21 protein-coding genes and 1 pseudogene are annotated in these 26,187 nt (G+C 71.4%); 4 read left to right on the top strand and 18 right to left on the bottom strand.

Features of this window, described 5'->3' with window-relative positions; all coding sequences use genetic code 11:
• Nucleotides 1-4 precede the first annotated feature (4 nt).
• The gene (gene hemE / locus ACF09J_RS18350) at nucleotides 5-1,075 is read left to right on the top strand and encodes a uroporphyrinogen decarboxylase (protein ID WP_392306447.1); all 1,071 of its coding nucleotides are present in this window, start codon (nucleotides 5-7) and stop codon (nucleotides 1,073-1,075) included.
• A 65-nt stretch (nucleotides 1,076-1,140) separates the two neighbouring features.
• Here hemE and ACF09J_RS18345 read toward each other — a convergent pair whose 3' ends face one another.
• The gene (locus tag ACF09J_RS18345; protein WP_392306446.1) at nucleotides 1,141-2,493 is read right to left on the bottom strand and encodes a glutamine synthetase; all 1,353 of its coding nucleotides are present in this window, start codon (nucleotides 2,491-2,493) and stop codon (nucleotides 1,141-1,143) included.
• A 150-nt stretch (nucleotides 2,494-2,643) separates the two neighbouring features.
• Nucleotides 2,644-3,438, bottom strand: a complete 795-nt coding sequence (locus ACF09J_RS18340; RefSeq protein ID WP_392306445.1) for a FadR/GntR family transcriptional regulator — start codon at nucleotides 3,436-3,438, stop codon at nucleotides 2,644-2,646.
• An 83-nt stretch (nucleotides 3,439-3,521) separates the two neighbouring features.
• Between ACF09J_RS18340 and ACF09J_RS18335 the strand changes: the two genes are divergently transcribed.
• Both ACF09J_RS18335 and ACF09J_RS18330 read left to right on the top strand, forming a co-directional pair.
• Nucleotides 3,522-4,403: a carbon-nitrogen hydrolase family protein gene (locus ACF09J_RS18335; RefSeq protein WP_392306444.1), complete on the top strand. Its 882-nt coding sequence runs from the start codon at nucleotides 3,522-3,524 to the stop codon at nucleotides 4,401-4,403.
• A gap of 96 nt (nucleotides 4,404-4,499) precedes the next feature.
• Nucleotides 4,500-5,858, top strand: coding sequence for an APC family permease (locus tag ACF09J_RS18330; RefSeq protein ID WP_392306443.1), 1,359 nt, complete (start codon nucleotides 4,500-4,502; stop codon nucleotides 5,856-5,858).
• A gap of 30 nt (nucleotides 5,859-5,888) precedes the next feature.
• Here the strand turns inward: ACF09J_RS18330 and ACF09J_RS18325 are convergent, their stop codons facing one another.
• From ACF09J_RS18325 to ACF09J_RS18290, 8 genes are all read right to left on the bottom strand, one after another.
• Nucleotides 5,889-6,860, bottom strand: coding sequence for an endo alpha-1,4 polygalactosaminidase (locus ACF09J_RS18325; protein WP_392306442.1), 972 nt, complete (start codon nucleotides 6,858-6,860; stop codon nucleotides 5,889-5,891).
• Nucleotides 6,857-7,519, bottom strand: a complete 663-nt coding sequence (locus tag ACF09J_RS18320; protein ID WP_392306441.1) for a spherulation-specific family 4 protein — start codon at nucleotides 7,517-7,519, stop codon at nucleotides 6,857-6,859. Before ACF09J_RS18320 ends, ACF09J_RS18325 begins: the two co-directional genes overlap by 4 nt.
• Nucleotides 7,516-8,439: an NAD-dependent epimerase/dehydratase family protein gene (locus tag ACF09J_RS18315; RefSeq protein WP_392306440.1), complete on the bottom strand. Its 924-nt coding sequence runs from the start codon at nucleotides 8,437-8,439 to the stop codon at nucleotides 7,516-7,518. Before ACF09J_RS18315 ends, ACF09J_RS18320 begins: the two co-directional genes overlap by 4 nt.
• Before the next feature lie 7 nt (nucleotides 8,440-8,446).
• Nucleotides 8,447-9,160: an NDP-sugar synthase gene (locus ACF09J_RS18310; RefSeq protein WP_392306439.1), complete on the bottom strand. Its 714-nt coding sequence runs from the start codon at nucleotides 9,158-9,160 to the stop codon at nucleotides 8,447-8,449.
• A gap of 33 nt (nucleotides 9,161-9,193) precedes the next feature.
• Entirely contained in the window at nucleotides 9,194-10,195 is a 1,002-nt protein-coding gene (locus tag ACF09J_RS18305; protein WP_392306438.1) for a GDP-mannose 4,6-dehydratase, read from the bottom strand.
• A gap of 165 nt (nucleotides 10,196-10,360) precedes the next feature.
• The gene (locus ACF09J_RS18300; protein WP_392306437.1) at nucleotides 10,361-11,764 is read right to left on the bottom strand and encodes a hypothetical protein; all 1,404 of its coding nucleotides are present in this window, start codon (nucleotides 11,762-11,764) and stop codon (nucleotides 10,361-10,363) included.
• Nucleotides 11,761-13,299, bottom strand: a complete 1,539-nt coding sequence (pelF, locus tag ACF09J_RS18295) for a GT4 family glycosyltransferase PelF (RefSeq protein ID WP_392306436.1) — start codon at nucleotides 13,297-13,299, stop codon at nucleotides 11,761-11,763. The genes ACF09J_RS18300 and pelF overlap by 4 nt, the downstream gene beginning before the upstream one ends.
• Nucleotides 13,300-13,381: 82 nt before the next feature.
• On the bottom strand, nucleotides 13,382-15,505 hold the full coding sequence (locus ACF09J_RS18290) for a hypothetical protein (protein WP_392306557.1): 2,124 nt from the start codon (nucleotides 15,503-15,505) through the stop codon (nucleotides 13,382-13,384).
• A gap of 671 nt (nucleotides 15,506-16,176) precedes the next feature.
• On the opposite strand from ACF09J_RS18290, the gene ACF09J_RS18285 reads away from it, so the two are divergent.
• Complete coding sequence (locus ACF09J_RS18285; RefSeq protein ID WP_392306435.1) at nucleotides 16,177-16,515, top strand: STAS domain-containing protein; 339 nt, start codon at nucleotides 16,177-16,179, stop codon at nucleotides 16,513-16,515.
• A gap of 30 nt (nucleotides 16,516-16,545) precedes the next feature.
• Here ACF09J_RS18285 and ACF09J_RS18280 read toward each other — a convergent pair whose 3' ends face one another.
• The 8 genes and pseudogenes from ACF09J_RS18280 to ACF09J_RS18245 form a co-directional block, all read right to left on the bottom strand.
• On the bottom strand, nucleotides 16,546-17,214 hold the full coding sequence (locus ACF09J_RS18280) for a glyoxalase (protein ID WP_392306434.1): 669 nt from the start codon (nucleotides 17,212-17,214) through the stop codon (nucleotides 16,546-16,548).
• 5 nt (nucleotides 17,215-17,219) lie between these two features.
• Entirely contained in the window at nucleotides 17,220-17,750 is a 531-nt protein-coding gene (locus ACF09J_RS18275) for a helix-turn-helix transcriptional regulator (protein WP_392306433.1), read from the bottom strand.
• Between the two features lie 71 nt (nucleotides 17,751-17,821).
• Entirely contained in the window at nucleotides 17,822-18,232 is a 411-nt protein-coding gene (locus tag ACF09J_RS18270) for a VOC family protein (protein ID WP_392306432.1), read from the bottom strand.
• A 194-nt stretch (nucleotides 18,233-18,426) separates the two neighbouring features.
• Nucleotides 18,427-18,630, bottom strand: a complete 204-nt coding sequence (locus tag ACF09J_RS18265) for a hypothetical protein (protein ID WP_392306431.1) — start codon at nucleotides 18,628-18,630, stop codon at nucleotides 18,427-18,429.
• A 16-nt stretch (nucleotides 18,631-18,646) separates the two neighbouring features.
• Entirely contained in the window at nucleotides 18,647-21,811 is a 3,165-nt protein-coding gene (locus tag ACF09J_RS18260) for an FAD-binding and (Fe-S)-binding domain-containing protein (RefSeq protein WP_392306430.1), read from the bottom strand.
• A 28-nt stretch (nucleotides 21,812-21,839) separates the two neighbouring features.
• Entirely contained in the window at nucleotides 21,840-23,006 is a 1,167-nt protein-coding gene (locus ACF09J_RS18255; protein ID WP_392306429.1) for an enolase C-terminal domain-like protein, read from the bottom strand.
• A complete protein-coding gene (locus tag ACF09J_RS18250) occupies nucleotides 23,003-24,802 on the bottom strand; it encodes a thiamine pyrophosphate-requiring protein (RefSeq protein WP_392306428.1) in 1,800 nt (599 codons plus the stop codon). The genes ACF09J_RS18255 and ACF09J_RS18250 overlap by 4 nt, the downstream gene beginning before the upstream one ends.
• Before the next feature lie 523 nt (nucleotides 24,803-25,325).
• Nucleotides 25,326-26,063 (bottom strand): annotated as a pseudogene (locus ACF09J_RS18245) (sigma-70 family RNA polymerase sigma factor); the annotation flags it as partial.
• Between the last annotated feature and the right edge of the window lie 124 nt (nucleotides 26,064-26,187).

Raw genomic sequence — 26,187 nt, 5'->3', positions numbered from 1 at the left:
GGGCGTGAGTGCGAACCAGACGCCCGCAAGCCGGCAGCCGCAGACAGCCACCTACGACTCCGCCTTCCTGAAGGCGTGCAGGCGTGAACCCGTGCCGCACACCCCCGTGTGGTTCATGCGGCAGGCCGGGCGCTCCCTGCCGGAGTACCGCAAGGTGCGCGAGGGCATCCCGATGCTCGAGTCCTGCATGCGTCCGGAACTGGTCGCCGAGATCACCCTCCAGCCGGTCCGCCGGCACGACGTGGACGCGGCGATCTACTTCAGCGACATCGTCGTGCCCCTCAAGGCCATCGGCGTCGACCTGGACATCAAGCCCGGCATCGGCCCGGTCGTCGAGCGTCCGGTGCGCACCCGCGAGGACCTCGCCCGGCTGCGCGACCTGACCCCCGAGGACGTCTCCTACGTCACCGAGGCGATCGGCCTGCTCACCCGCGAACTGGGGTCCACCCCGCTCATCGGCTTCGCCGGCGCCCCCTTCACCCTCGCGAGCTACCTCGTGGAGGGCGGCCCCTCCCGGACGTACGAGAACGCCAAGGCGATGATGTACGGCGACCCCGAGCTGTGGGCCGACCTGCTCGACCGCCTCGCCGCCATCACGACCGCCTTCCTGAAGGTGCAGATCGAGGCGGGCGCGAGCGCCGTGCAGCTCTTCGACTCCTGGGCCGGCGCCCTCTCGCCCGTCGACTACCGCCGCTCGGTGCTGCCCGCCTCCGCCAAGGTCTTCGAGGCCGTCGCCGGGTACGGCGTACCGCGCATCCACTTCGGTGTCGGCACCGGTGAGCTGCTCGGCCTGATGGGTGAGGCGGGCGCGGACGTCGTCGGCGTCGACTGGCGGGTTCCGCTCGACGAGGCCGCCCGCCGTGTCGGCCCCGGCAAGGCGCTCCAGGGCAACCTCGACCCGACCGTGGTGTTCGCCCCGCGGCAGGCCATGGAGGCCAAGGCCCAGGAGGTGCTGGACACGGCCGCCGGGCTCGAGGGCCACATCTTCAACCTCGGCCACGGCGTCATGCCCTCGACCGACCCGGACGCGCTCACCCACCTCGTCGAGTACGTCCACACGCAGACCGCGCGCTGAGCCGCCGCCCTTCCCCGGTGCCGGCCGCACCGGGGGAGGGCGTCGTGGCGTTGTGCCGCCCGCCGTCAGTAGCGCAGGCGCGTGTCCGCCACGATGCTCCGCGGCGTCGCCCCCTCGAACCGGGCGGTCTCCGCCCGGCGTACGGCGACGACCGCGCCGAACAGCGCCTTGCCCAGCGCCTCGCGCAGCACCGCCGACCGCTCGAAGTGCGCCAGCGCCTCGGTGAGCGAGCCGGGCAGCCGGGTCTGCCCTCCCACCTGGGCGGGATCGTCCACCACGGACGGCGGGAGGGTCGCTGCGGCATCGATCCCGGCGAGTCCCGCGGCGATGACCGCGCCCACCACCAGGTAGGGGTTGGCCGCCGCGTCAAAGCTCTTGATCTCGGCGTTCGCCGCCCAGCCGGCGTCCGGCGCTCCGGCGACGAAGCGGATCGCGGCCTCCCGGTTCTCCGGGCCCCAGCACTGGAACGCTCCGGCCCAGCGCGAGGGCTCCAGCCGCAGATAGCTGGCGGCGGAGGGCGCGCCGAGGGCGAGCAGGGCGGGCAGTTCCCGCAGGACGCCCGCGAGGAACGCCTCGCAGACCGCCGTCATACCGGCCGGTCCGTCCCCCTCCCGGCACAGGTTCCGGCCGTCCTGCCAGAGGCTGAGGTGCAGGTGGCGTCCGTTGCCGACCGCCCCCGGCTCGACGACCGGGGCGAACGAGGCCGTCAGTCCGTGCCGCGCGGAGACCGCCCTGACCGTCTCCCGCACGAGCACGGCCAGATCGGCCGCCCCCACCGGGTCCGCGGGCGCCACGGAGACCTCGAACTGCCCGGGCGCGTACTCCGGGTGCAGCTGCTGCACGGCGACCCCCTGCGCGACGAGGGCGTCCAGCACGTCGCGCAGGTAGTCGGACAGTTCGACGAACCGTGCCATGCCGAACGCGGGCCCCGCGGCCGGGCGGGACGGCGTGGGGGAGAAGTCCGCGTCCCGGCCGACCACCCACTCGGTCTCGAAGCCCATGCGCAGGGCGAGCCCGCGCTCGGCGGCCCGCTCGGTCATCCGCCGGGCGAACAGCCGTTGGCAGCCGGGATACTCCGTGCCCCGCTGGTCGTGGCGGTCGGCCGGCGCCCAGGCCCAGCCGGGCTGCGCGGCCAGCGGGGTCAGCCGGTCCAGGTCGGGCAGCAGCCGCAGATCGCCCTCCGCGGTGCCGGAGTGCGCGCCGCCGGCGACGGAGTCGTCGGCCAGGAACAGGTCGAAGACCGGCGGCATGGCGACACCCCACCGCACGGCGTCGGGCAGCGCCGAGACCGGCACCGTCTTGACGCGGGTGATGCCCGCGGTGTCCACCATGGTGAGGGCGACCCCGCTCACTCCCTGCGCCGTCAGCCGGTCGGCCTCCTTCGCCGCCCGGCCCCGCTCCTCTCGCGCGGTGGACATGGCCTCCTCCTTCACCGCGTGCGGCCGTGACCGGCTCCGCGTTCGTGCTCTCGAGTGTGATCGCCCGACGGCCGGATGCGCGTACGGGAACCGGCCGCGGCGGCCGGGGCAGGGGGCGCGCCCGGCGCGGCCGTGGACCGCCCGTGCCGGTCAGCGCCGGTCGAGGAGGTCCATGAACATGGTCTTGTGGAGGTCCTCGACATGCCGGCGTGCCACCTCGGCCGCCTCCACCGCGTCCCCGCGCAGGATCGCCTTCACCAGGGCGCGGTGCTCGTCATTGGAGTGGCGCAGGAAGTCCAGCGGGTAGGGCAGGTAGTAGCGGTACAGCTCGCGGAGCACGGCGCCGTAGGGCTCGGCGACGGAGTCGAGTCCGGTCGCGGCGGCCACCGCCATGTGGAACCGCTCGTCGCAGCCGTGGAACTCCGCCCAGCTCGGGGCCCGGTCCATCTCCTCGACCAGCAGGTCCAGCTCCCGCGCGGACTCGGCGCCGAGGCCGCGGACCGCGGCCAGATGGGCTGTGCCGCACTCCAGGACGAGCCGGTGGTCGATCAGCTGGTGCACGTCCGCGGACGCCGCGCGGTACGTCTCGATGGCCCCGACCGTCGAGTGGGCGGGCCGTTCGGCCACCAGTGTTCCTCCGGTGCGCCCGCGCCGGCGCTCCAGTACGCCCTCCTTGCACAGCGCCACCAGGGCCCGGCGGACCGTGATCTCGGAGACGCCGAGGGCCTCGGCGATCCGGTCGCTGCCGGGCAGCCGCTCACCGGGGGCGAGCAGACCGAGATCGACGGCGAGCGCGATCCGGGCCCGTACGGCGTCCAGGGCGGACAGCCGCCGGATGGCGGTGAGCGGCGGCGCGTTCAGGCCGTGCGCGGCCTGCTCCGCGCGCGCCGCGCGGGAGTTCACGGGGGAGCCGGGCATGGCGACACCGTACTCAAAAGTGCTCACCTTGAACACTCTTGTTTAAGTGCTCATCGTGCTCTATTTTTTTTCGCCATCAGGCCACCTGCTGTCCGAAAGTGGTGACTCCCGTGTCCCGGCCCCTCCCCATCGCCCTCGCACAGGCCCCTCCGCGCTCGTCCCGCCTGCCGCTGTCCGGCTTCGCCGACGAGGTCGAGAGCCTCCTCGCGCGGTTCCCCGGAACCCGTCTGGTGGTCCATCCCGAGCTGCACCTGTGCGGCGTGGAGGGCACCGCGCAGGAGCGGGAGGCCCAGCTGCGGGAGTCGGCGGAGCCGCTGGACGGCCCCCGGACCAGGATGCTCGCCGAACTCGCGGGCGACCTGGGCGTCTGGCTGCTGCCCGGCAGCGTGTGCGAGCGCGGCGCCGGCGGCGAGCTGTTCAACACCGCCCTCGCCTTCTCGCCCGAGGGCCGGCTCGTCGCCTCCTACCGCAAGCTCTTCCCGTGGCGCCCCTACGAGCCGTACGACCCCGGCGACCGGTTCGTCGTGGCCGACCTGGCCGAGGCGGGCCGGATCGGCTTCGCGATCTGCTACGACGCCTGGTTCCCCGAGGTCTCCCGGCACCTGGCCTGGATGGGCGCCGAAGTGATCGTCAACCCGGTCATGACGACGACCGCCGACCGTGCCCAGGAACTGGTCCTGGCCCGGGCCAACGCCATCGTCAACCAGGTCTACGTGATCAGCGTCAACACCGCGGGCCCGGTCGGCACCGGCCGCAGCCTCGTGGTGGACCCGGAGGGCCGGGTACGGGTCGAGGCGACCGACGCCCTGCCCACCGTCCTCACCGATGTGCTCGACCTCGACGACGTCACCCGGGTCAGAACCCACGGCACGGCGGGTCTCAACCGCGTCTGGGACCAGTTCCACGAGGGTGACGCCCCGATCGAACTGCCGCTGTACCAGGGCCGGATCGACCCCCGCCGCTGGACTCCGGACCACCGCCCCGGCCGCTGACCGCCCCGCGTGTCCGCCCCCGGCCCCGTCCCCCACGCCCGCCCGCACCTCCCCGAACGCCCGCCCGGCCCCCACCCGCCCTCCTGGAGCCACCCGATGGAACAGTCCACCCCGACGCTGAACCGGACCCTGACCCTCAGATCAGTCGTCGCCTTCGGCCTCGCCTACATGACCCCCCTGATCGTGCTCGGCACGTACGGAGTCATCGCGCAGACCACCCACGGCACCGTCCCGACCGCCTATCTGCTGGCCATGGTCGCGATGATCTTCACCGCGCACAGCTACGGCAAGATGGCCGCGGCCCATCCGGTGGCGGGCTCGGCCTACACCTACGTGCGGCGGGCCATCGACTCCCGGGCGGGCTTCCTCGTCGGCTGGGCGACGCTCCTCGACTACTTCTTCCTGCCGATGGTCATCTGGCTGATCGGCGGCGCCTATCTGCACGCCCAGTTCCCCGGCGTGCCCTTCTGGGTCTGGATCGTCGGCTTCATCGCGATCACCACCGCGCTGAACGTGCGCGGCATCCGCACGGCCGAGAAGACCAACGACCTGCTCATGACCTTCCAGGTGCTGGTCATCGGCTTCTTCGCGGTCTTCTCGCTGCTCCACGTCTTCCGCCACTCCGGCGCCGGTGGCCTGGTCAGCGCCGCGCCGTTTTTTAACGACAACAGCACCCTGGTCGGCATCTCGGCCGGAGCGGCCATCGCCGCGTACTCCTTCCTCGGCTTCGACGCCGTCACCACCCTCACCGAGGAGACCGTCGAGCCGCGGCGCACCATCCCCCGCGCGATCCTGCTCATCGCCCTGATCGGCGGCGGCATCTTCGTCTTCCTCGCCTACACGACCCAACTCGTCCACCCCGGGAGCACCTTCGCCGACCCGGACTCGGCCGCATTCGAGATCGCCAGGACGATCGCCGGGAGCCTGTTCTCCTCGATCTTCCTGGCCGGTCTGGTGGTCGCCCAGTTCGCCTCGGGCATCGCCGCCCAGGCCAGCGCCTCCCGGCTGCTGTTCGCGATGGGCCGGGACGGCGTGCTGCCCCGCCGCTTCTTCGGGTTCGTCCACCCCCGGTTCCGCACCCCCGCCGTCAACATCCTGCTGACGGGCGTGATCGGCCTCATCGCGCTGCGGCTCAACGTGACGACCTCCACCTCGTTCATCAACTTCGGCGCGTTCACCGCCTTCACCTCGGTGAACCTCAGCGTGATCGCCACCTTCGCGCGCGAGCGCCGCGCGGGCCGCAGACTCAACCCGCTCACCCACGTCGTCTTCCCGCTGATCGGCGCGGCGGTCGACATCTGGCTGCTGACCCGCCTCGACGGCAAGGCCATCACCCTGGGCCTGATCTGGCTGGCCGTGGGCGTGCTCTACCTCGCCTACCTCACCCGCCTGTTCCGGACGCCGCCGCCGGAGATCGACTTCGCCGAGGAGACCAAGGCCCCCGAACCGGTCTGACCGGGAGCCGCGAATCCCCGGCGAGCCGGCTCAGCAGGGCTCGCGCCACACCCCAAGCTCCAGCTTCTTCCGCATCGACGACAGGCCCAGCCTGCGCGACTGCGGACAGAAGCCGTCGGCGGGCACCGCGTACTCCACGTGGAAGACGGCCTTTCCGGCCTTCACGAACGGGCTGAGCCGCTCGCATTCCCCGTACTGCGCGCACTCCTCGTTGACGGCGAAGTCGAAGTCGCCCACGAGCTGCGGAATCTGCGGCAGGTCGTTCTTGAGACCCACCGACAGGCCGCGCTCGTGGGCGACTTCGGCGATCATGCGGTTGTAGCGGAGCTGGTCCCGCGCGGTGAGCGGGAAGCCGGTCCTGTTCGAGTAGCCCTCCACCAGGTCGGGTTCCACCGCGTCGAACCCCTTGTCCCGGCACATGTCGAACCGCCGCTCCATGACGGGGCGCAGGACGGAGAGGCGACGGATGTCGAGCCAGCGCTCGCCGTCCCACCCGTTGGTCGCGCCGAGCACCGAGCGCGGGAAGGCGTCCTTGTCGGGCCGGAAGTCCTCCCAGGCGCCGACGTTGACGTAGCAGATCACCTTGCGTCCGGCCCGGTGCAGACGGGCCACGTCCGCCGCGGAGTTCTCGAAGCCGTCGATGTCGTAGACGGGCACGTCGACCGAGGGATCGGCCCTGCCGTCGAGCTGCCACTGCCAGGCCAGGCCGGGGCGCGGCCGCCACAGCGCCTTCCGCGGGGTGAGGGGGGACGCGTCGGCCCTCGTGTCCGGTTTCGCGCTGCCTGTCGCGGGAGAACGCGTCCCCTCCGGCTCCGCGGCGGCTGTCGTGGAAGAAGGCGTCGCCTCCGGGGCCGTCGGGTGGGCGGGACCGCCCGGTGCCGCGCCGGGGGTGCCCGTCCGTGGGCCCCCGGCCTCGTCCCGGTCGGTGCCGGAGCACCCGGTCAGCAGGGAGGCGGCCAGCGCGGTCAGCGCCGCCGCGCACGTCAGTGTCCTGATCCTCATCGCTCCGTCCCGGTCAGGGCCGGGGTCAACCCGGCCCAGGGGTTCGGCTGTTCTCCCGTCACGGGCCCGCAGACCGCCGCACCGCGCGCGCACGCCGTCCGCACCGCGAGCGGCACGAGCGCCTCCGGCACCCCGTAGACGAGGTGGCAGAACCGCTCGGCGGGCTGCCGGGCCGCCCAGGACGGGCGGCTGAAGGCCGACACGTACGTCGACCAGTGGCCCTCGAAGGTGACCGTCAGATCGGCGATGCGGGCATAGCCGGGCGCCGGATGGACGCCCGGGTTCAGCACCACCGTTCCGGCGCCGAGCCGGCGGGCAGACCGGACCAGCTTCCGGCAGGCGGGCAGCCCGTCGGGCGCCGCCGTCACGCGGTCCAGGAAGCAGCCGTCGGCCGCGTACCACTCGCGGTGCCTGCGCACCTCGTCGGCGACCTCGGCCGCGTCGCGCGTTCCGTAGTCGGTGTCCACGTAGCCGAGCAGCCGCGCACCGGCCGCCCGCAGCGCCTCGGCCACCGCCGTGAACGCCGGGTCGGGACCCGCGCCCGGCCCGCTCGCCGGGTTCAGCACGACCGCATACGTGCGGGCCGCCGACCTGATCAGCCGGTGCCAGGCACCGGGATCCTCGGCCGGGTGGACGTACAGCGGAACCAGCAGGCTCACCGGGCGACCTCGACTCCCAGGGCGCGGGACACCGGCTCGGCGGCCGTCCACAGCGCGGCCAGCGACTCGTCGAGGGTGTACGACGGCCGCCAGCCCAGCGCCTGGGCGGCGGCGCCGATGTCGGAGCACTGCCAGGACACCCGCGCCGAGCGGGCGGAGCCGCCCCCGTCCTCCTCGACACGGCCCCGGAACCCGGCCCGGCCCGCCAGCTCGCGCACCAGACGGCGCACCCGGACGGCCTCGCCGCCGCCGATGTTGAGCACCGGCGGCAGCGGACCGCCGGCCGTGACCGCCAGCTCCGCCGCCCGGGCGACATCGCGTACGTCCACGAAGTCGCGGTGGGCGGACAGGTCGCCGAGCCGCAGCACCGCGTCCGGGTCCCCGCCGGCCGCGCGCAGCAGCGCGGTGATCCGGCCGGGCAGCCCGGTGACCGGAGCCCCCGGACCCACCGGGTTGCCGACGCGCAGCACCACCGCGTCGAGACCGGAGGCGGTCACCGCGAACGTGCCCGCGAGCTTGGTGGCGCCGTACGGACCGAGCGGGCAGGTGGCGGCCGACTCGGTCGCCTTCGTCCCCGGCCGGCCGGGACCGTACTCGGCGGCCGAACCGAGGTGCACCAGGCGGGCGGCCGGGGCCGCCTCGCGCAGCGCCGCGCACAGGACGGCCGGGCCGCGGGCGTTGACCTCCGCGAGCGCGACCGCCTCCCCGCCGGTCACGCCCGCGCAGTTGACCACGGCGTCCGGTGCCTCCGGCGCCAGGAGCCCGGCCAGACGCTCCGGCGGGTCACCGGCGAGGTCGACTCCGACGTCGGCGTCCGCGGAGCGGCCCGCCGTGCGCACCCGCGCGCCCGGCAGCGCGCGCAGACGTGCGGTGACGTGCTGTCCCAGATAGCCGGTGGAGCCCAGGACGAGAATGCGCATGCGCGGTTCAGGCTCCTTTGAGCAGCAGTGACTTGCGGGTGGTGAACTCGGCGTTGGCCTGGTCGTAGTCGTCGGGGCGGCCGATGTCCAGCCAGTATCCGTCGAACTCGTAGGCATACGGCGGACGCCCGTCCGCGAGCAGGTCCAGGACCAGTTCGTCGAAACCCAGCGGCAGCCCCGCCGTGTAGCCGTCGAGCGTCGAACGGGACAGTCCGTAGACCCCCATCGAGACGCGGTAGTCCAGGCTGGGCTTCTCGGTGAAGGCGACGACCCTGCTGGCATCGGTGGTCAGCACGCCGAAGTCGATGTGCACCTTGCGGGCGTACGTGGCGATGGTCAGCGGCGCGCCCGAGGCCCGGTGCCTGTGCAGCACGTCCGCGTAGTCGAGGTCGGTCAGGACGTCGCCGTTCATCACGAGGAAGGTCTCCGGCAGCCGGTCGAGCATCGTCAGCAGGGGACCCATGGTCCCCAGCGGGCTGTCCTCGGTGGAGTAGTCGACCTTCATCCCCCACTGCGATCCGTCGCCGACGTAGGCGCGGATGATCTCGCCCAGGTGGCCGATGGCGATGGTGCACGTGGTGAAGCCGGCCGTGGAGAGCTGGCGCAGCACGATCTCGAGAATGGCGTGCTGGTCGCCGATCGGCACGAGCGGCTTGGGCAGCGCGGTGGTGTAGGGCCGCAGCCGGACGCCCTTGCCTCCTGCCAGAATGACTGCGTGCATGGGGCCTCTCCTTCGTGGACGGGCCGTACGGGGTCAGATGTTGTAGATGCCGGTCTTGTAGCGGGCCAGGTTGGCCGGGTCGCGGAAGAACTCCACGGTGTGGGCGAGTCCCTGCTCCAGGGTGTGCGCGGGCCGCCAGCCGGTCGCCTCGGTGAGCCGGGTCGCGTCCGCCACCAGCCGCATCACCTCGGAGGCCGCTGGCCGCAGGCGTGCGGAGTCCTCGCGCACGTCCAGGGCGGTGTCCATGACCTTGCCGATCAGCGCGACCAGGTCGCCGACCGAGATCTCCCCGCCGGTACCGGCGTTGAAGGTGCGCCCCACGACCCGTTCGGCCGCGGCCGTGCCCACCGAGAGGAACGCCCGCGCGGTGTCCTTGACGTAGGTGAAGTCGCGGGTGGGCCGCAGGTCGCCGAGGGTGATGGTGCGCTGTCCGGCCGCCACCTGGCCGATGACGGTGGGGATCACCGCGCGCATCGACTGCCGCGGCCCGAAGGTGTTGAACGGCCGCAGCGTCACCACGGGGGTGCCGAAGCTCGCGTAGTAGCTGTCGGCGAGCCGGTCCGCGCCCGCCTTCGAAGCGGCGTACGGGGACTGGGTGTTGATGGGGTGGTCCTCGGTGATCGGCACGGTCTGCGCGGTGCCGTACGTCTCGCTGGTCGAGGTGTGCACCAGCCGGGGCGTGCCCAGGGCGCGCACCGCCTCCAGCACGTTCAGCGTGCCGGTGACGTTGGTGTCCACGTAGCTGTGCGGCGCCTGGTAGGAGTACGGGATCGCGATGAGGGCCGCCAAGTGGTAGGCGCAGTCGGCCCCTTCGAGCAGGCCGCGGACCGAGCCGGGGTCGCGCACGTCGCCGAGCACGATCTCCACGTGGTCCAGGACGTCGGCGGGCAGGGTCTCCAGCCACCCGTAGGAGGAGAAGGAGTTGTACTGGGCCATCGCCCTGACCCGGTGGCCGGAGGCGACGAGCGCTTCGGTGAGGTGCGAGCCGATGAAGCCCTCGGCTCCGGTGACGGCGGCGAGCGGTGCGGATGTCAACTCTGTGTCCCTTCGGGGCGTTCGGTGGATTGCTGCGGAGAGCCGCGGAGGTGCGGGAGTCGCGGTGGGGCGAAGTCGTGGTGGGACGGGAGTCGCGGTGGGGCGGAAGGAGGGGTGGTGGCAGTGGTGCCGCGGCGGCCGCACGGGGCCGCGGCCCCGGCACGGTCACAGGTGCGGGGCCGGCCGGCCGAGCAGCCACAGCACGTGCCCCGACAGGCACAGCGCGGCCGCTCCGCAGCACAGCGCGAGCACCGCGGGGCCGGGTGGCAGCCGCAGCAGGATGACCGCGCCCGCGCAGCCCGCGGCGAGCAGGCAGACGACCGCCGGCGGCCAGGCCACGCCGAACGCCTGGAGCAGCAGCGCCGTCCACAACGTGGCGGCGAGCAGTAGCAGTTCGGCGGGACAGGCCCCGGTGAGCAGGGCCGCGGGCAGCAGCGGCAGGAGGTAGGCGGACAGGCAGAGGCCGAGGACGCCGGCCGAGCGCAGCAGGAACGCGGCGGGCGTCGCCGTACGGCGCAGCGCCGCCAGCGACCAGCCGCGGTAGCGGTACAGCAGCAACTCGGCCGGCCCCATGCTCACGGTCAGCACGATCACCGCGTACGGGTGCCGGCGGCCCTCGAGCAGCACCAGTACCGCCGCCGCCAGACCGAACAGGGCGTAGGGGAGGGACGCGGTGAGCGCCGGGCGCGGGCCGCGCGCGACGGCCGGGGCGACGAGCAGCACCCGTACGGCCCCTGCCGTGGCGGCGAGCGTGGCCAGCAGCGCGAGCAGCGGCAGACCTGCGCGGAGCAGCGGTCCCGGCTCCCACCACGGCAGCGCCGCCGCACCGGCGACCAGCGGGGTGAGCGCGGCCAGGAGCCACCGCTCCCGGGCGAGCACCAGCAGAACGCTCGCCGCGCCCAGGTACGCGGACTGCGCGGCCACCACCCAGAGCACCTGGCCCCCGCCGGAGAACGGCACCGCCGCGGCCGTGGCCGTCACCGCCCCCAGTGGTGCGCCGACGAGCAGGGTGCGGCCGGCCTCCCGCCGTGCCGCCGTCATCCGTAGTTGCGCGCGATGCCCCACAGCCTGGCCCCAGGCCCAGGAGACCATCAGCGCCACGACCAGCGCGGAGGCGTGCTCCTGGGCGTGCCAGAGCGGGGCGGCGAGCAGATAGGCCAGCCCCGGCAGCGCGAACAGGACGCCGCGCAGCAGACAGCGCACATGGTCAGGGCGCCAGGGGTCGGGAACCGGGGCGGGTTCGGGGAAGCTCCGGGGCACCCGCTCGTAGAGCGCGGAGGCCAGGGAGAACAGGTTCGGGTGCCCGTACCGGTGTCTGATGACGTCGGTGGACAGGCCCTCGGCCTCCAGCAGCGCGGCCACCTCGTAGGGGTGCACCGCGGGACCGATGCGGTCGGCCAGCAGGGCGGCGAGCCGGTCGACCTGCTCGTCGACCGGACCGTGCCCGGGCAGCCGCAGGGCGACGGTGCTGTCGTCCGTCCCGCGCGGGCGCGGCGCCTTCCCGGCGAGACGGAGCGCTGGCGTGTCCTGCCCGTGCGCCTCCGGTTCGAGTGCCATGGGACCACTCATATCGCCACGCTCCCGGTGACGGGCCCGGCGGGGGCGACGGGAGCGGCCGAGGACTTCGAGGCGGCGGTGTCCGCCGTCTCGTGCGTGCGGGGACGCCGCTCCGCCAGGTCCAGATAGATGGAGCGGAACGTCTCGATGGTCCGGCGCAGCGTGAACTGCTCGATCACGCGCAGCCGGGCCGCCTCTCCCATCGCCCTGCGGCGCCCGGGGTCGTCCAGCAGGCGCAGCGCGGCGGCGGCCATGGCGGCCGGGTCGCGCGGCGGCACCACCAGACCGGTGTCGCCGACGGCCTCCCGCACCCCGCCGACATCCGTGGAGACGGTCGCCCGCCCGCACGACATGGCCTCGATCAGCGTGAACGGGAGCCCTTCGCTGATGCTGGAGAGCATCACCACGTTGCCGGCGGCGTAGGCGTCCTTGATGTCCTTGACCCGCCCCTCGAACCTGACCGCGTCCGCCTGTCCGAGTTCGGCGGCCAGGGCCTCGCAGCGGGCCCGGTACCCCTCTCCGCCGCGTGGCGTGCCGCCGAACAACCGCAGCCGGGCCTCCGGAAGTTGGTCCCGGACCAGGGCGAAGGCGCGGATGAGGGTCTCCAGGTCCTTGATCGGGTCCACCCGGCCCGCCCAGCTCAGGGTGGGCACCTCCGGCTCTGGGCCGGCCGGCGGGAACGCGGCCGGGTCCACCCCGTTGTAGACGGTGCGGATCGACTCCGGTGCGGCGCCGCCCTCCTCCTCCCACAGCCGGTTGTAGCGGTTGCCCGGGGTGATCAGGGTGGCCTTGCGGTAGCTCTCCTGGGCCAGGAGCCGGAAGAAGCCCAGGAGGACCGCCTTCACCGGCCAGCGGTAGGGGGCGGTGCGGTAACCGAGGTAGCGCTCACGCAGATACACCCCGTGCTCGGTCAGCAGCAGCGGCACCCCGTGCTCTTCGAGGGCGGTGAGACCGGGAAGTACGGCGACTCCGCCGCTGACAGCGTGCGCCACCCCGCTCGTGGGCGGCGGCGCGGCCAGCGGACGCAGCGCGTGTTCGAGCAGCCCGACGGCGGTGAGCGCGTCGTGCAGGGTCGGCCGGGCCTCGCGCACCAGCAGACCGGGCCGGTTCCACACCGAGGTCAGGACGGACAGGGCCTGGTCACCGCGGAGGAAGGCGCTCAGAGTGCCGTCGGCGGCGGCCCGCGCCATCGTGTGCAGCGCGGGCGTGAACCCGTCCTCCGCGCACGGGTCGAGCAGCGCGGTCAGGAACCGTTCGTAGGCGCCGGTGAGACGGTTGCGTGCGCGTCCGCGGGGTGGGCGGCCCTCGGGAGGGTCGCCCCACAGCGGCACGGTGACCAGGCGCGACACGTGTGCGGGCAGGTCCCACACGAGTGGCTCGCGGCCGGTGCCGGTGACGGCGAGCACGTCGAACTCCAGGTCGGGCATGCCGTGGACGAGTTGGTCGCACCAGACGCTGACGCCGCCGTGACTGTGGGGATACGTTCCTTCGGTGAGCAGGGTGACGCGCGTCGGGACAGCGGGGCGCGCGCCGTGATGAATGTGCATCGAAGTGCTCCACGGCCGAGGTGTGAGTGGTCGTGCCGGTCCCGGCCGCCGGGTGGCGGCCGGGACCTGTGGGTGGCGCGCTTCAGCCCGCCGCGTTCTGCGCGGGCGGCTCGCTCACGCCCGCGGGGACGCGGGTGCGGGGTGCGGGAACGGTGACCGGTCCGGGCTTGGCCGCCTTCGCGGCGGGGTGCGGCGCGGCGGCGGACGACGGCAGCCCGAGCGTGAACGGCTGCCCCGTGGAGGCCGTCCAGCCGGACAGCGCGCCGGCGTACGCCGAGCCGAAGCCGTGGCCGGCCAGGGTGGTGCCGGCCGGCATGGTGGCGGTGACCGCCACACCACTCGGGGCCGAAACGGTGACCGTGCCGCCGACGCGGTACGCCGTCACCTGCCCGTTCCGCACGGCCCTCTGCCAGTCCGCGCGGCGCTGCATCTCCACGCCGATGTCCTTCATCCGCAGGTTCACCACGGGGGTGTCGTCCGCGAACAGCGCGCGGTAGCCGTCGAGCACGCCCTCCAGGACCGGGTAGGCGAGACGGTCCTCGGCGAGGTTGGACTGGTGGATGAAGTGCGGCTTGGGATCGTTGGCGAGGACGTGCCCGAGGCCGATGCGGGTCTCCAGCGGCACGATGTGGCCGGTGTAGCCGGTGGCGGGGTCCAGGGGGGACGGCAGACAGGTGGTGGTCGCCGGGTTGTCCTCGCAGATGCCGCTGCCGCCCTGGGCGCGGCTGGTGTAGATCCAGTTGTACTCGTCGACCTGTTCGGCCGCCCGCCCGGCGTTGTAGAAGATGTTCATCGGGTAGCGGGAGACGGTCGTGGCGGTGCCGACCTTGCGCAGCACCGGGTCACGGGAGTTGTCCGAGGCGAGCCAGGAGACGCCGTTGTCGGTCAGCGCGGGTGCCAGGTTGGGGTTGTCGTCGGGCTGCTGCGGCAGCACCTTCAGGCCGGAGTGCTCACCGGTCACCAACTCGTCGTTCTGCAAGGGCAGTCCGACGCTCCGACCCCACTGCCGGTTGGTGGCGATCTCGTCCGAGATGTCCTTGCGGCTGACCCACTTGACGCTGCCGTTCGCGTTGGTCGCGCACCGCCACGGCACCACGGTGACGTCCTGTTCGCAGCCGAGGAAGGCGTGCGTGTAGGTGTGGTTGACCCAGCGGAACTTGCCGCGCTCGGCGATCAGCCGGTCGGCCAGCGCGTCGGCCCCGTTGTGCTCCGCGCGCTGGTCGACGCTGCCGGCGCCGTTGTAGACGAGGTCGAGGGTGAAGTCGTGGTCGCGCTGCCAGGCGGTGGCGTGGTCGACGTCGGCGGCGGTCATGCGGATCGGGTCGGGCGTGCCCGCGCCGTTCGGGCAGTCGACGTCGCCGGGCGTGCAGTTGAGTTCGGTGTCCCAGCGGTCGTCGGCGGCGAACACGTCGTCGACGTGCACGGCGAAGTAGTTGCGGGAGGCGCCCAGGTGCACCCCGCCGGTCATCCACTCGACGATGCCGCGGGCGAGCAGCCGGAACTGCTGCTGGTACTGGTTGTAGACGAAGGTGACGACCAGCTCGCGCCGCCCGTCGTGCCGGTACTCGCCGACCAGCGAGCCGCGCGTCGACTGCCCCGGGACCGCCGCCTCGACGTACGGCGTGAAGTCCGCACCGGCCGGCCGCGCGAGGTAGGCGTAACTCTCGGACACCGTCGGCGAGATGTCCTCGAAGGGCACGGCGCCGTCCAGATAGCCGAAGGGCCCGGCCTTGCCGGCGGCCGTCACCTCCGCCTCCACGCCGTCGAGGCCGCCGGAGTAGTCCGGATACTGCAGGCCCGCCTCCGGGCGGGCGTACGTGTAGGCGTCGACCTGCGGAATGTCGTACGTCCGCTCGTAGTCCGCGAGCGCCGCCATCTCGGGCGACCCCGCCGGGAACGGGTTGTCGTTGGGCAGCACGACGGCCTGGAACCTGGCCCGCGGCCGCCCGTCCACCGTGTCCGCGAGGAAACCGGCGTCGATCACCGGTCTGCCGGACTGGTTCAGGTCGATCTTCGTGTAGGGCGTCCCCGCGGTGTCCAGCTCGGCGGCGATCGCGTCGGTGGCCGGGCCGCCGTCGCTCACGATCAGCGTCCGCAGTTCGACGCGTGGCACGGTGCCGTCGGCGTGCGCCGCCCCCGCGGGCATGCCGAGCGCGGCGACGAGCGCGCTCACGGTGAGCGCGGTGGTGCGCATGGTCCGCTTCATGCGGTCGAAGTCCTCCCCCCGGGCAGGGGTGAGCACAGCTCCCATGGAGCGGACGCACCCCCTCCCTCGGCGCCGGCCGTCCCCTCGAAGGCCGGTCGTCGAGGCATCCGTCTGTCACATGGTGACTCCTTTGTGTGATTTTTGTGACCGATTTGCGGGGAGTGGCGAAAACTCGCATGCACACGTCACGTTGAACCCGAATCGGCAACGCTCTCCCGGGACCGGAGCCGGGGCCCGTGGCGCCGGCCGTCCCGGCAGCCGCCCTCCCAGGTCGGGCCGCAACCGGAACCCCGGCGACCTCATGTGGTCCCCCGGTGCCGACGTCACCGGGGACGCTCGCGCCGCCGGGTGCCCCGTCGATCAAATCCAGTCACACCAGGCGGGGTTGGGGGAGTCGGCCGCCTGGAACCGGACAGCCACCCGGGCAAGGGCTGCACCTTCCGCCTCCTCCTCGACTCCGGACCACCGGGGTCCACGGACACCGAGGGGACTCGGCCTCTCCGTCGTCCGCCACTTCGTGGAGGCACACGGCGGGACCGTCACCGCCGACAGCGAGCCCGGCCACGGGGCGGGAGGGCGAAGCCCTGGCCAATCGTTCGCGCATATGCAGAACGCGCGTGCGCCAGGCACTGCCCGAAACCTCTACCCAAGGTTGTGCCGTTGAGCGAGGCATGCACCCCGAATTCCACATCCGTCACCACGACGAGAACGACTGGACTGTCGTCGAGATCCGCGGCGAGGTCGACGTGCACACCGTGCCCCGCATCCGCGAAGACCTCGGCAAGAGGATTCAGGCGGGCCGCCACCGCCTCATCGTCGACCTCACGAACACCACCTTCATGGACTCGACCGGCCTCGGCCTCCTCGTCGGCATCCACAAACGCATCCGCGCCCGCGCCGGCGCCCTTCGCCTGGTCATCGTCGACCCCGACATCCGCCAGATCTTCACCATCACCAGCCTGGACCAGATCTTCCCGATCTACGGCTCCACACAGGCCGCGATGGGGTGACAGGGCCTGGCGTGGCGAGGCGGACCGAGCTCAGGACAGCGCAGGCGTCGTGGACGGCCCGGGCGTGAGTGATGGGGCGGCTTCCCAGGCGAATCCGTCCGGGTCGGTGAAGGGGCCGGCGGTGCTGCCGAGGACGATGCGGTGCGAGCCGGTGCCGTCGGCGGGGACGCCGAGGTCCTTGGCCAGGCCGCGGCGCTTGTACAGCGCCAGCTTGACGGGGCTGGACTCGTCGGAGGCGAACTCGGCGTACTTGCCGCCGAAGCTCCTGGCCACGGTCAGGCCCCGGACGAGGTAGAACTGCTTGCTGGCCTTCACGTCCTCGACGCCGAGCAGAAGGACGATCTCGTCGATCTCGCGCGTGGCCGGGCCGGTGTCCTTCTTCGCCGAGGTCGCGACCTTCCAGATCGTCCCGTCCGGCGCCTGGACGACGCCGCCATATCCCCACAGGGACTTCGCGGCGGGCTTGAGCACTGTCGCACCGGCGTCCACGGCGGCGCCGAGGAAGCTGTCGACGGTGGCCGGCCGGGAGACCGTGAGTGCCAGGGTGAAGCCGCGGAATCCGGCGGAGTGCGCCTCGGACGCCCGCAGGCGCAGGTGCGTGTCCACTCCGAAGGCGGTGTAGAAGCGGTGGGCGGCATCGGGGTCGGCCACCTCGAGGGTGACGGATGCGATGGACGTGGTGGATGCGGTGGTTGCCATGGCCATCACGCTAGGGTTTGCGCGGCGGCCGGGGCTTCTCGATTCCTGACCGGTCTTGCCACCTGCTTCGCCACACACGCCGGCATTCCCTCCACCGTGACCGCGGGCCCGCCATCACCGGCCGTACTCGCGGCATCGGCACCCTCGGCCGCCGCATTCGCCGCATCCGCCGCGCGGCGCCGGAAAGCCCCGGGCGGCATGCCGACCAGTTCGGTGAAGCGGGTGGTGAAGGTGCCCAGCGACGCGCAGCCGACCGCGAAGCAGACCTCGGTGACGCTGAGGTCGCCCCGCCGCAGCAGCGCCGTCGCGCGCTCGATGCGACGCGTCATCAGGTACGCGTACGGCGACTCGCCGTAGGCGGCTCGGAACTGCCGGCTGAGGTGTCCGGCGGACATGTTCACACCGCGGGCGAGCGCCTCCACGTTCAGCGGCTGCGCGTACTCCCTGTCGATCCGGTCGCGGACGCGGCGCAGCCGCGCGAGATCGGTCAGGCGCTGCGCCTCGACGCGTGCACGCCGCCACTCGGGATGACACATGGGCGAACTCCCCCTTCTTTCCTCTTCCGTTGACGCCTGCGAGCAACTGCCGGACAGCGGCGGGACGCGGATCAGCGAAGCTCCTGGATGCGGACCAGGTTGCCGGCGGGGTCGCGGAAGGCGCAGTCACGGATGCCGTACGGCTGCTCGGTCGGCTCCTGGACGACCTCGGTGTCACCGGCCTGCACCTTCTCGAACGTCGCGTCGAGGTCGGGGGTGGCCAGCAGGATCCAGCCGTAGGTGCCCTTGGCCATCATCTCGGTGATGGTGCGGCGCTCGGCCTCGGTGACTCCGGGGTCGGCGGCCGGCGGCGCCAGGAGGAGGGACGTGTCGGGCTGACCGGCCGGGCCGACCGTGATCCAGCGCATCCTGCCCTGCCCGACGTCGCTGCGGACCTCGAAGCCGAGGACGTCGCGGTAGAAGGCGAGCGACGCGTCCGGGTCGTCGTGCGGCAGGTAGCTCGTGTGAATGGTGATGTCCATGACGATCAGGTTAGAAGCGGCTCCCTGTCCGCGCTTCTCGATTCCTGATGAATTCGGCCACGCTCGGACGTTCACGTGCAAGGGCCGCCCGCGGCCGGGCCCGGCAGATGCCGGGCGCCGAGCCCGGGTACATCGTCCTCAGCCTTTGCGCAGCGCGTCCTTCGTCCGGTCGACCATGGAGGCGAACGGACCTGTCAGCCACTGTGCCGCCGTGGAACCCGCGGCCGTCGGGTGCGGGTGGGTCGGCGCCATACGCTCCACCGACTGCCCTCCGCCGTGCCGGCCGTGTCGGCGGCGACCGGCCGCAGGATCATCTCCTCGGCCGTCTCGTGGACGGCGAGCAGTGCGCGCAGCTCGTCGAAGGTCTGCTGCTTCTCGTCGCCGCTGGACTGCTTCACCTTGATCAATTACTCCTCATCGACTTTCCCGTCGGCTTACGAGCCGAACGCCGACCGTGGTCACCGCCGCCCCGAACGCCGTGGCGGCGGCCATCCTGAGTACCCGCCTTCGCAGCGGTGGCTTCGGCAGGGGGTCGGCGCCGCGTTCCGGTAGCCGGGTCACGAAGCCCCCGCCCTTCTCACGGGCCAGTTTCATCACCTCGGCGACATGCAGGGCGTGCCGGCCGGAACCGGCGTCCTTGATCTGGGTCTTGCAGGAGAAGCCGTCGGCCACCACCAGGCAGTCGTCGGCGGCTTCGCGGACGGCGGGCAGGAGGGCCTGTTCGCCGCAGTCCATGGAGATCCCGTATTTGCCGGACTCGAAACCCCAGGAGCCGGCGAGTCCGCAGCAGCCTCCCTGGAGGTTGTGGACCTGAAGGCCCATCTTCTCCAGCAGTTCCTGCTCGCTGTCCATCCCACCGGTGGCGCGGTGGTGGCAGTGGCCCCACAGCAGGGCCGTGCCGGCGAGCTTCGGCGGGTCGATGCCGAAGGTGTGGAAGAACTCGGCGAAGTGGTAGGCGTTCTGGGTGAGCCGCGCGGCGTCGTCGTCGTGGGGCAGCAGTTTGGGTAGCTCGTCCTTGAAGACGGCCAGGCAGCTGGGTTCCATGCCGACGATCGGGGTGCCGGCTCGCAAGTGGGGGCGGAGGCACTCCAGAACGCGGTGGAGGTAGCGCTCGGCCGCGTCGAGGAAGCCGTAGTCGTACAGGGGCCGGCCGCAGCAGATGTGCTGATCCGGCATGATGACCTGCCAGCCCGCCGCTTCGATCGCCTCCACGCAGGCCACACCGACGTTCGTGTGGAAGTAGTTGTTGAACGTGTCCGGGAACAGCACGACCGGGCGGCCGTTCGGGTTGGCGGTGCCGCCCCGGCGGGCGAACCACTCCTGGAGGGTCATGGGTGCGAAACGCGGCAGCGGGCGGCGCCGGTCGATCCCGGTGACCAGCTTGGCGATGTGGGCGAGTCCGGGTGTATGCGTCGCGAGGTTGGCGAGCTCCGGGATTCGGGAGGCGATTCTTGCGGCCTGGTCGATGAAGCCGAAGGCGTAGGCGTACCGGGGGCGCCGGCGGCGCGGCGACTTGAAGTGGTGGTACAGGAACTCCGCCTTGTAGGTCGGCATGTCCACGCTGACAGGGCAGTCGTTGGTGCAGCCCTTGCAGGCCAGGCAGAGGTCGAGGGCGTCGTACACCTCCTTGGACTGCCAGCCGTCGGTGATGACGTCGCCCTTGAGCATCTCGTAGAGCAGGCGGGCCCGGCCGCGGGTGGTGTGCTTCTCCTCGCGGGTGACCTGGTAGCTGGGGCACATGGTCGTCTCGGCCTGTGGCACGCGGCACTTGCCGATGCCGACGCAGCGGAGAGTCGCGTGGGCGAAGTCCCCGCCGTCCTCCTTGTAGGCGAACTTCACCGGCTGCCGCGGCGGGTTGTAGTCGGTGCCGAGCTTGAGGTTCTCGTCCATCCGGTAGGCGTCGACGACCTTGCCTGGGTTCATCTTCCACTGTGGGTCCCAGATGGCCTTGAACTCCCGCATGGCCTGGAGGAGTTCGGGTCCGAACTGCTTCTCCAGCAGTTCGGCGCGCTGCTGTCCGTCACCGTGCTCCCCGGAGACCGAGCCGCCCATGGAGACGCACAGGTCGGCGGCCTCCTCCATGAAGGTCCGGTAGGTGGCGATGCCTTCGGCGGTGCGCAGGTCGAAGCTGAGCCGGCAGTGGATGCAGCCCTGACCGAAGTGGCCGTACATGGCGCCGGTGATGCCGTGCCTGTCCATGACCTCGCGCAATCTGCGAACGTACTCCCCGATTCGGTCCGGCGGGACCGCGGAGTCCTCCCAGCCGGGCCAGTGGTCCTTGCCGTCGGGCGGGAATGCCGTCGACCCGAGGCCGCTCTCACGGATGGCCCACAGGTGCTCACTGGTACCGCCCTCCTGCTTGCTCTTGGCGATACGGATGCGGTCCCGCTCGTAGCCCTTGTCGCCGGTGAGCCACCGCGTGAACCGCTCGGCCTGCGCGACGGACTCCTCGGCGGTGTCCGCGCCGAACTGCACCAGCAGCCAGGCGGCGCCGCCGAGGCGTGGCAGCTCTTTGAGGTCCTCGACGTTCATGTTCTGCATCTGCTGGTCTCGGATCAGCTTGTCGTCGAGTCCCTCGAGGCCGATCGGCTTGAACCGCTCGATGATCTCCATGCAGTGTTCGGCCGCCTTGCCGAGGTCGTCGTATTCCACGACCACAGTGGTGCGTTGCAGCATGGCGGGAGTCAGCATCAGGACCGCCTGCAAGGCGGTGGCACAGGTGCTCTCAGTGCCGACCAGTGCGCGGGCGACGTTGAAGCCACGCTCGGGCAGTAGCTCGTCCAGGTTGTAGCCGGAGACCCGCCGCGGCACCTCCTCGGCCGGGCGGAAGCCTGCCCGGATGACGTCGGCGTACTTGTCCCGCAGGTCCCGCAGCGCGGCGTAGACCTCACCCTTGCGGCCGCCCGCGGCGATGATCGCGTCGAGATGCTTCTCCTCGTTCACGCCCACCCAGAAGCGCTCGCCGTCGTACGTGACCACCTCCAGGGCGTGGACGTTGTCGCTGGTGCGGGGGCCGGGTCCGTACAGCTGTGACTGCACCGAGTGGATGCCGCAGGAATTGTTGCCGATGTTGCCGCCGATGACGCACCGGGAGTGGGAGGAGGGGTCGGGGCCGAACACCAGGTTGTACTGGCCGGTGTGCCGGTTCAGCTCCTCGTTGATGACACCCGGCTCGCATGTGACCAGGCGCAGGTCGGTGTCGATCTCCCCGATGCGGGTGAGGTACTTGGAGTGGTCGATCACCACGGCCTCGTTGACCGTCTCACCGGACAGGCTCGTGCCGCCGCCCCTGTTGAGGATGGGCGCACCGAAGCGGTGGCAGATCTTGTGCACCGCGACGACGTCTTCGAGGGTGCGCGGGACAACGACACCGATCGGGACCTGGCGAAAGTTGGACGCGTCCTGGGCGTAGAGGCCCAGTGAACCAGCATCGAAACGGACTTCGCCGTGGACGGCCTTGCGCAGAGAGCGCTCCAGCTCGCCGACGTCGAGCGTCTGGCGGGCCCGTGGCGGTCCGGAGATCTCAGGGTGCGTCTTGGCCGGGATGTCACGTGTTGTTCGCCGGGTCGGCTTGTCCATCGATCTGTACTCTCCTATCGCGCGCTGGTCAGGTGGTCCGGGGCCCGTACACGCGGAAGCGCTCGGCGTCGGGCCACTTGATCTCCAGGCCGAGGCCGGGTCGGCGGGTGTCGGGTCGCAGGGCACCGCCGTCGGGTGACAGGGTGCCGTCGAACAGGAGGCGCTCGAGACGCACGTGGTCGTGGAAGTACTCCAGGTGCCGCAGCCCGCGGACGGCGCAGAACGCGTGGGCCGAGACCGCCGGCGCGCAGTGGGCGGACAGGTCCACATGACGGGCGGAGGCCAGGCCGGCCGCCTCCAGTACGCCGGTGATGCCGCCGCAGCGGGTGACGTCGGCCTGGAGACAGTCCACGGCCGGTCCTTCGAGCAGGGCAGTGAAGTCCCGCATGGTGTAGGCATATTCGCCTGCCGCGATCTCCAGCGGGCCGGGGCCGCGCTCGCGCAGCATGCGTAGGCCCTCCAGGTCGGCCGAGCTGACGGGCTCCTCCATCCACCGCACGTCCCACTCGTCGTGGAACCGGTAGGCCCAGTACAGCGCCTGCTTGCGGCCCAGTGCCCCGTTGGCGTCCGTGAAGAGTTCGGGTTCGCCGCCGATGGCCGTTCGTACGGCCGTCAGGCGTTGCGGGTCGCGTTCGGGGTCCCGGGAGGTCTTGAGTTTGACGCGGGGGATGCCTTGCTCCACCCAGCCGGTGAGCTGGTCGGTGAGCCGGTCGAGTGAGTAGTTCGTGAATCCGCCGCTGCCGTACACCGGTACCCGGTCGTGCCAGACGGGGAGCAGATGGATCAGCGGCAGCCCCAGCAGCCGCGCCTTCAGGTCCCACAGCGCAACGTCCACTGCGGAGATTGCCATGGCGCCGAGGCCGGGGCGTCCCGCGTTCCGGATCTGACGTCCCATCAGGTGCGAAAGTGCCGGTGGCGAGGTGACGTCTCGGCCCTTGACGACGTCAGCGAGTTTCGACTCGATGAATGAGGCGACGGACACGTCCCCGTAGGTGTAACCGAGCCCGGTGCGTCCGGCGGCATGCACCTGGACCAGAACCATCGTCGTGGAGTCCCATTGCAGGGTCCCGTCCTCCTCCGTGCCGTCCGGCCCGTCGGTCGGCACCTCGAAGGCGTGCACGTCCACCGAGTCGATCCGGCACTGGTCGAGCTCTGCTCCCGGATCGGTGTTCTCCCCGGTGCTCTTCTCGTTCATGGATGCCGTCCCGGCAAGTGCTCGGCCACCTCGGTGAGCTTCTGCCGTACGCCCTTGGCCGCGATGCCGGCGCGCTCGGGGTCGTGGACGGCCGCCTTGGCGGCTTTCTTTCCCTGCGCGAGCATGATGTGCGGCGGGATGGGGGCGATCTCCTGGTCGACCTTGAACTCCAGCACCACGGGCACGTCGGAGGCCAGTGCGTCGTCCCATGCCTTCCCGACCTTTTTGGGCTTGTCGCAGTAGATGCCCTTCAGACCCAGCATCTCGGCGTACTTGGCGTAGGGAACGTCGGGGATGTATTGGGATCCGGGGTACTTCGGGTCGCCGGCCATGGCGCGCTGCTCCCAGGTGACCTGGTTGAGATCCTGGTTGTTGAACACACAGAAGATGAACGGGGCCGACCCTGACAAGCGGTCCAGGTACCGCTTGACGGTGATCATCTCGGCCATGCCGTTCATCTGGAACGCGCCGTCACCGACGAACGCGATCACCGGCCGGTCCGGATAGGCGAACCGTGCCGCGATCGCGTACGGCGTCCCCGGCCCCATCGTCGCCAGGGTTCCGGAGAGAGACGCCCGCATGCCCTTGCGCAGCTTCAGATGCCGCGCCCACCAGTTCGTTCCCGAGCCGGAGTCGGCGGTCAGGATGCAGGCGTCCGGCAGCCGTGGTGACAGCTCGGAGGCGACGGCCTGAGGATTGATGGTGCCGCCGAAGTGCTGCCCGGCCCGCTTCTGGCAGATCGCGTCCCACTCGCGGACGTCCTCCTCGATCCGCTTGCGCCAGCTGCGGTCCTCCTTGCGTTCCAGCAAGGGCAGGAGGGCCCTGAGGGTCTCCTTCGAGTCGCCGACGAGATGAGCGTCCATGGGGTAGCGGATGCCGATCATCCGCCCGTCGATGTCGATCTCGACCCCGCGGGCCTGTCCTTCGTCGGGCAGCCATTCGGAGTACGGGAAGCTCGTTCCCACCATGAGCAGGGTGTCGCAGTTCTGGATCATGTTGTCGCTCGCCTTGCTGCCGAGCAGACCGATCGGACCAGTCACGAACGGCAGATCGTCCGGCAGGACCTCGCGGCCGAGGAGGGCCTTGGCGACCCCCGCGCCCAGCAGTTCCGCCGTCTCCACGACCTCGCTCTCTGCGTGCGCGGCGCCCTGCCCGATGACCATGGCCACCCTGGAGCCGGCGTTGAGGACGTCCGCCGCCTTGCGCAGCTCCTGCGGGTCGGGCAGTAGACGCGGGCGGCTCCAGCCGACGCTGGAGAACACCGAGCCATGCGTCTTCGGCGGCGACGGCTGTGCCTCCTCCTCCTGTACGTCCTCCGGGATGACGATCGTCGCGACCGACCGCATGGTCAGGGCCGTCTTGAAGGCCCGGTCGATCACGTGCCTCGCCTGACCGGGGTGCACGATCATCTGGTTGAACTCGGAGACATCGGCGAACAGCCGGGTCAGCGGGATCTCCTGCTGGTAGTGCGCGCCGAGGGAGAGCCGCTTCTGCTGGCCGATCACGGCGACCACCGGCTGGTGGTCCAGCTTGGCGTCGTAGAGGCCGTTGAGCAGATGGACGGCGCCCGGCCCCGAGGTCGCCGTGCAGCAGCCCACCTCCCCGGTGAACTTCGCGTGCGCGCAAGCCATGAACGCCGCCATCTCCTCGTGCCGCGTCTGGATGAGCTCCGGCTCTCCCTTCGCCCGGTCGAAGGCGCCGAGCAGTCCGTTGATCCCGTCGCCGGGATAGCCGTAGACCCGCTGGATCCCCCACTCCCGCAGGCGTTGCAGTACGTAGTCGGCCACTAGTGTCATGACGTGCTCCCTCGGATCCGCACCTTCGCCGTCGGCACTGGATCGCCCGCCCCGGCATTGTGTAAACGGCAGGGGGGTCCGCTGCCCCATGCGGTTGCGCAGGTGTTGGTCCAGATGGCCCTGAGAAGGGCGACGAGCCGCATCCGGGATCAAAGGAGACCGGACCGAGGAGCTTCGAGGGTGCACACCACCACACCCCGCCCCCGCCGGGCGGGCAGACATGCTCCAGTCGACGGCCCTTCCGCCGACAGACCCGAGGGCGTCGCCGCCCCGGAGCAGCCGGTCGGGTGAGGGGAGGACCCGATCGTACGCGCCGGCCTCCCGGTGCCCCGCGCATGGGCTGGGTCGCCTCCGGCTTGGTACCGGTGGGCTCGTCGGCAGTTGAAAGCCGCCGTGGAGATACGGGTGTGACCTCAGAGCTCGGTCGTCGCTCCGTGCGAGCTGCTGGATCAAGGTGCCCGAGCACCTCTCGCAAGCGAGCCACGCAGCGGCTGAGCAGCCGGGACACATGCATCTGGGAGATTCCCACGGTCGCCGCGATCTGCTGCTGCGTCTGGTCGTGGAAGAAGCGCAGGAGGAGAATGTGGCGTTCCCGTTCCGGGAACTGCTTAAGGGCCTGCATGAGTTCCACTCGTTCGGTCACGGACTCTAGATCCGCGTCCCGACGTCCCATCAGCTCGGCGAGGGCGGGCAGAGTTCCCTCCTCGCCTTTCAGCGGCGCGTCGAGGGATCGGGGCTGCAGCGCATCCTGCGAGCGAATCACCTGGGCGACCATGTCTTCGGACAGCCCGCAGGCTCGGGCGACCTCCATGGGGGTCGGCCGGTGACCACCGCGCGCCTGTTCAAGACCCTGTTGCACTCTCCGGACGTGCTGCCTGGCCGCCTGCACGGTTCGCGGCAGCCTCACCAGGCCCACTCGGTCCCTCAGGTGTCGCTTCAGTTCCCCGTTGATCGTCGGCACCGCATACGACATGAAAGCGTGGCCCTGATCGGGGTCGTAGCCGTCGATGGCCTTGACCAGGCCCACACAGGCCACCTGGAAGAGGTCGTCCTGCTCCTCGCCCCCGATATTGCGGTACTTGGCGGAGATCCGGCGTGCCAACGGCAGGAGGGTGCGGATGGCCTCCTCACGGACGGCCTCCCGCTTTCGACCGGCGGTCTGCCGGCTGACGTGACCCACGAGCTCGTCGATCTGCACAGACGTGAGCGCGGCGTCGGCTTCGGGCTCGACCGCGGGAAGAGGGGTGACGAGGGAAGTCATCTGAGCCTCTACGTGGAGTGGCTTCCTAGATCATCACCATGGGTCCCCTCCTTCGTTTGGCCTGGACAGAGACCACCCGGTCGGCCGCGATTTCAAGGCGTTCGGCGTGCCGGACGGGTGAAGG

The sequence above is a fragment of the Streptomyces sp. NPDC014889 genome (genome assembly GCF_043081205.1).
Taxonomy (GTDB): domain Bacteria; phylum Actinomycetota; class Actinomycetes; order Streptomycetales; family Streptomycetaceae; genus Streptomyces.
This window is presented reverse-complemented; position numbering and strand designations above follow the sequence as displayed.

What these genes read in the sequence shown, in the direction of transcription:
- ACF09J_RS18290 (WP_392306557.1), bottom strand. Translation starts at nt 15,505, where the DNA reads ATGAAGCGGACCATGCGCACCACCGCGCTCACCGTGAGCGCGCTCGTC.
- ACF09J_RS18300 (WP_392306437.1), bottom strand. Translation starts at nt 11,764, where the DNA reads ATGAGTGGTCCCATGGCACTCGAACCGGAGGCGCACGGGCAGGACACG.
- ACF09J_RS18255 (WP_392306429.1), bottom strand. Translation starts at nt 23,006, where the DNA reads ATGAACGAGAAGAGCACCGGGGAGAACACCGATCCGGGAGCAGAGCTC.
- ACF09J_RS18260 (WP_392306430.1), bottom strand. Translation starts at nt 21,811, where the DNA reads ATGGACAAGCCGACCCGGCGAACAACACGTGACATCCCGGCCAAGACG.
- ACF09J_RS18280 (WP_392306434.1), bottom strand. Translation starts at nt 17,214, where the DNA reads ATGGCAACCACCGCATCCACCACGTCCATCGCATCCGTCACCCTCGAG.
- ACF09J_RS18310 (WP_392306439.1), bottom strand. Translation starts at nt 9,160, where the DNA reads ATGCACGCAGTCATTCTGGCAGGAGGCAAGGGCGTCCGGCTGCGGCCC.
- ACF09J_RS18330 (WP_392306443.1), top strand. Translation starts at nt 4,500, where the DNA reads ATGGAACAGTCCACCCCGACGCTGAACCGGACCCTGACCCTCAGATCA.
- pelF (WP_392306436.1), bottom strand. Translation starts at nt 13,299, where the DNA reads ATGCACATTCATCACGGCGCGCGCCCCGCTGTCCCGACGCGCGTCACC.
- ACF09J_RS18270 (WP_392306432.1), bottom strand. Translation starts at nt 18,232, where the DNA reads ATGGACATCACCATTCACACGAGCTACCTGCCGCACGACGACCCGGAC.
- ACF09J_RS18315 (WP_392306440.1), bottom strand. Translation starts at nt 8,439, where the DNA reads ATGCGCATTCTCGTCCTGGGCTCCACCGGCTATCTGGGACAGCACGTC.
- ACF09J_RS18250 (WP_392306428.1), bottom strand. Translation starts at nt 24,802, where the DNA reads ATGACACTAGTGGCCGACTACGTACTGCAACGCCTGCGGGAGTGGGGG.
- ACF09J_RS18285 (WP_392306435.1), top strand. Translation starts at nt 16,177, where the DNA reads ATGCACCCCGAATTCCACATCCGTCACCACGACGAGAACGACTGGACT.
- ACF09J_RS18325 (WP_392306442.1), bottom strand. Translation starts at nt 6,860, where the DNA reads ATGAGGATCAGGACACTGACGTGCGCGGCGGCGCTGACCGCGCTGGCC.
- ACF09J_RS18275 (WP_392306433.1), bottom strand. Translation starts at nt 17,750, where the DNA reads ATGTGTCATCCCGAGTGGCGGCGTGCACGCGTCGAGGCGCAGCGCCTG.
- ACF09J_RS18345 (WP_392306446.1), bottom strand. Translation starts at nt 2,493, where the DNA reads ATGTCCACCGCGCGAGAGGAGCGGGGCCGGGCGGCGAAGGAGGCCGAC.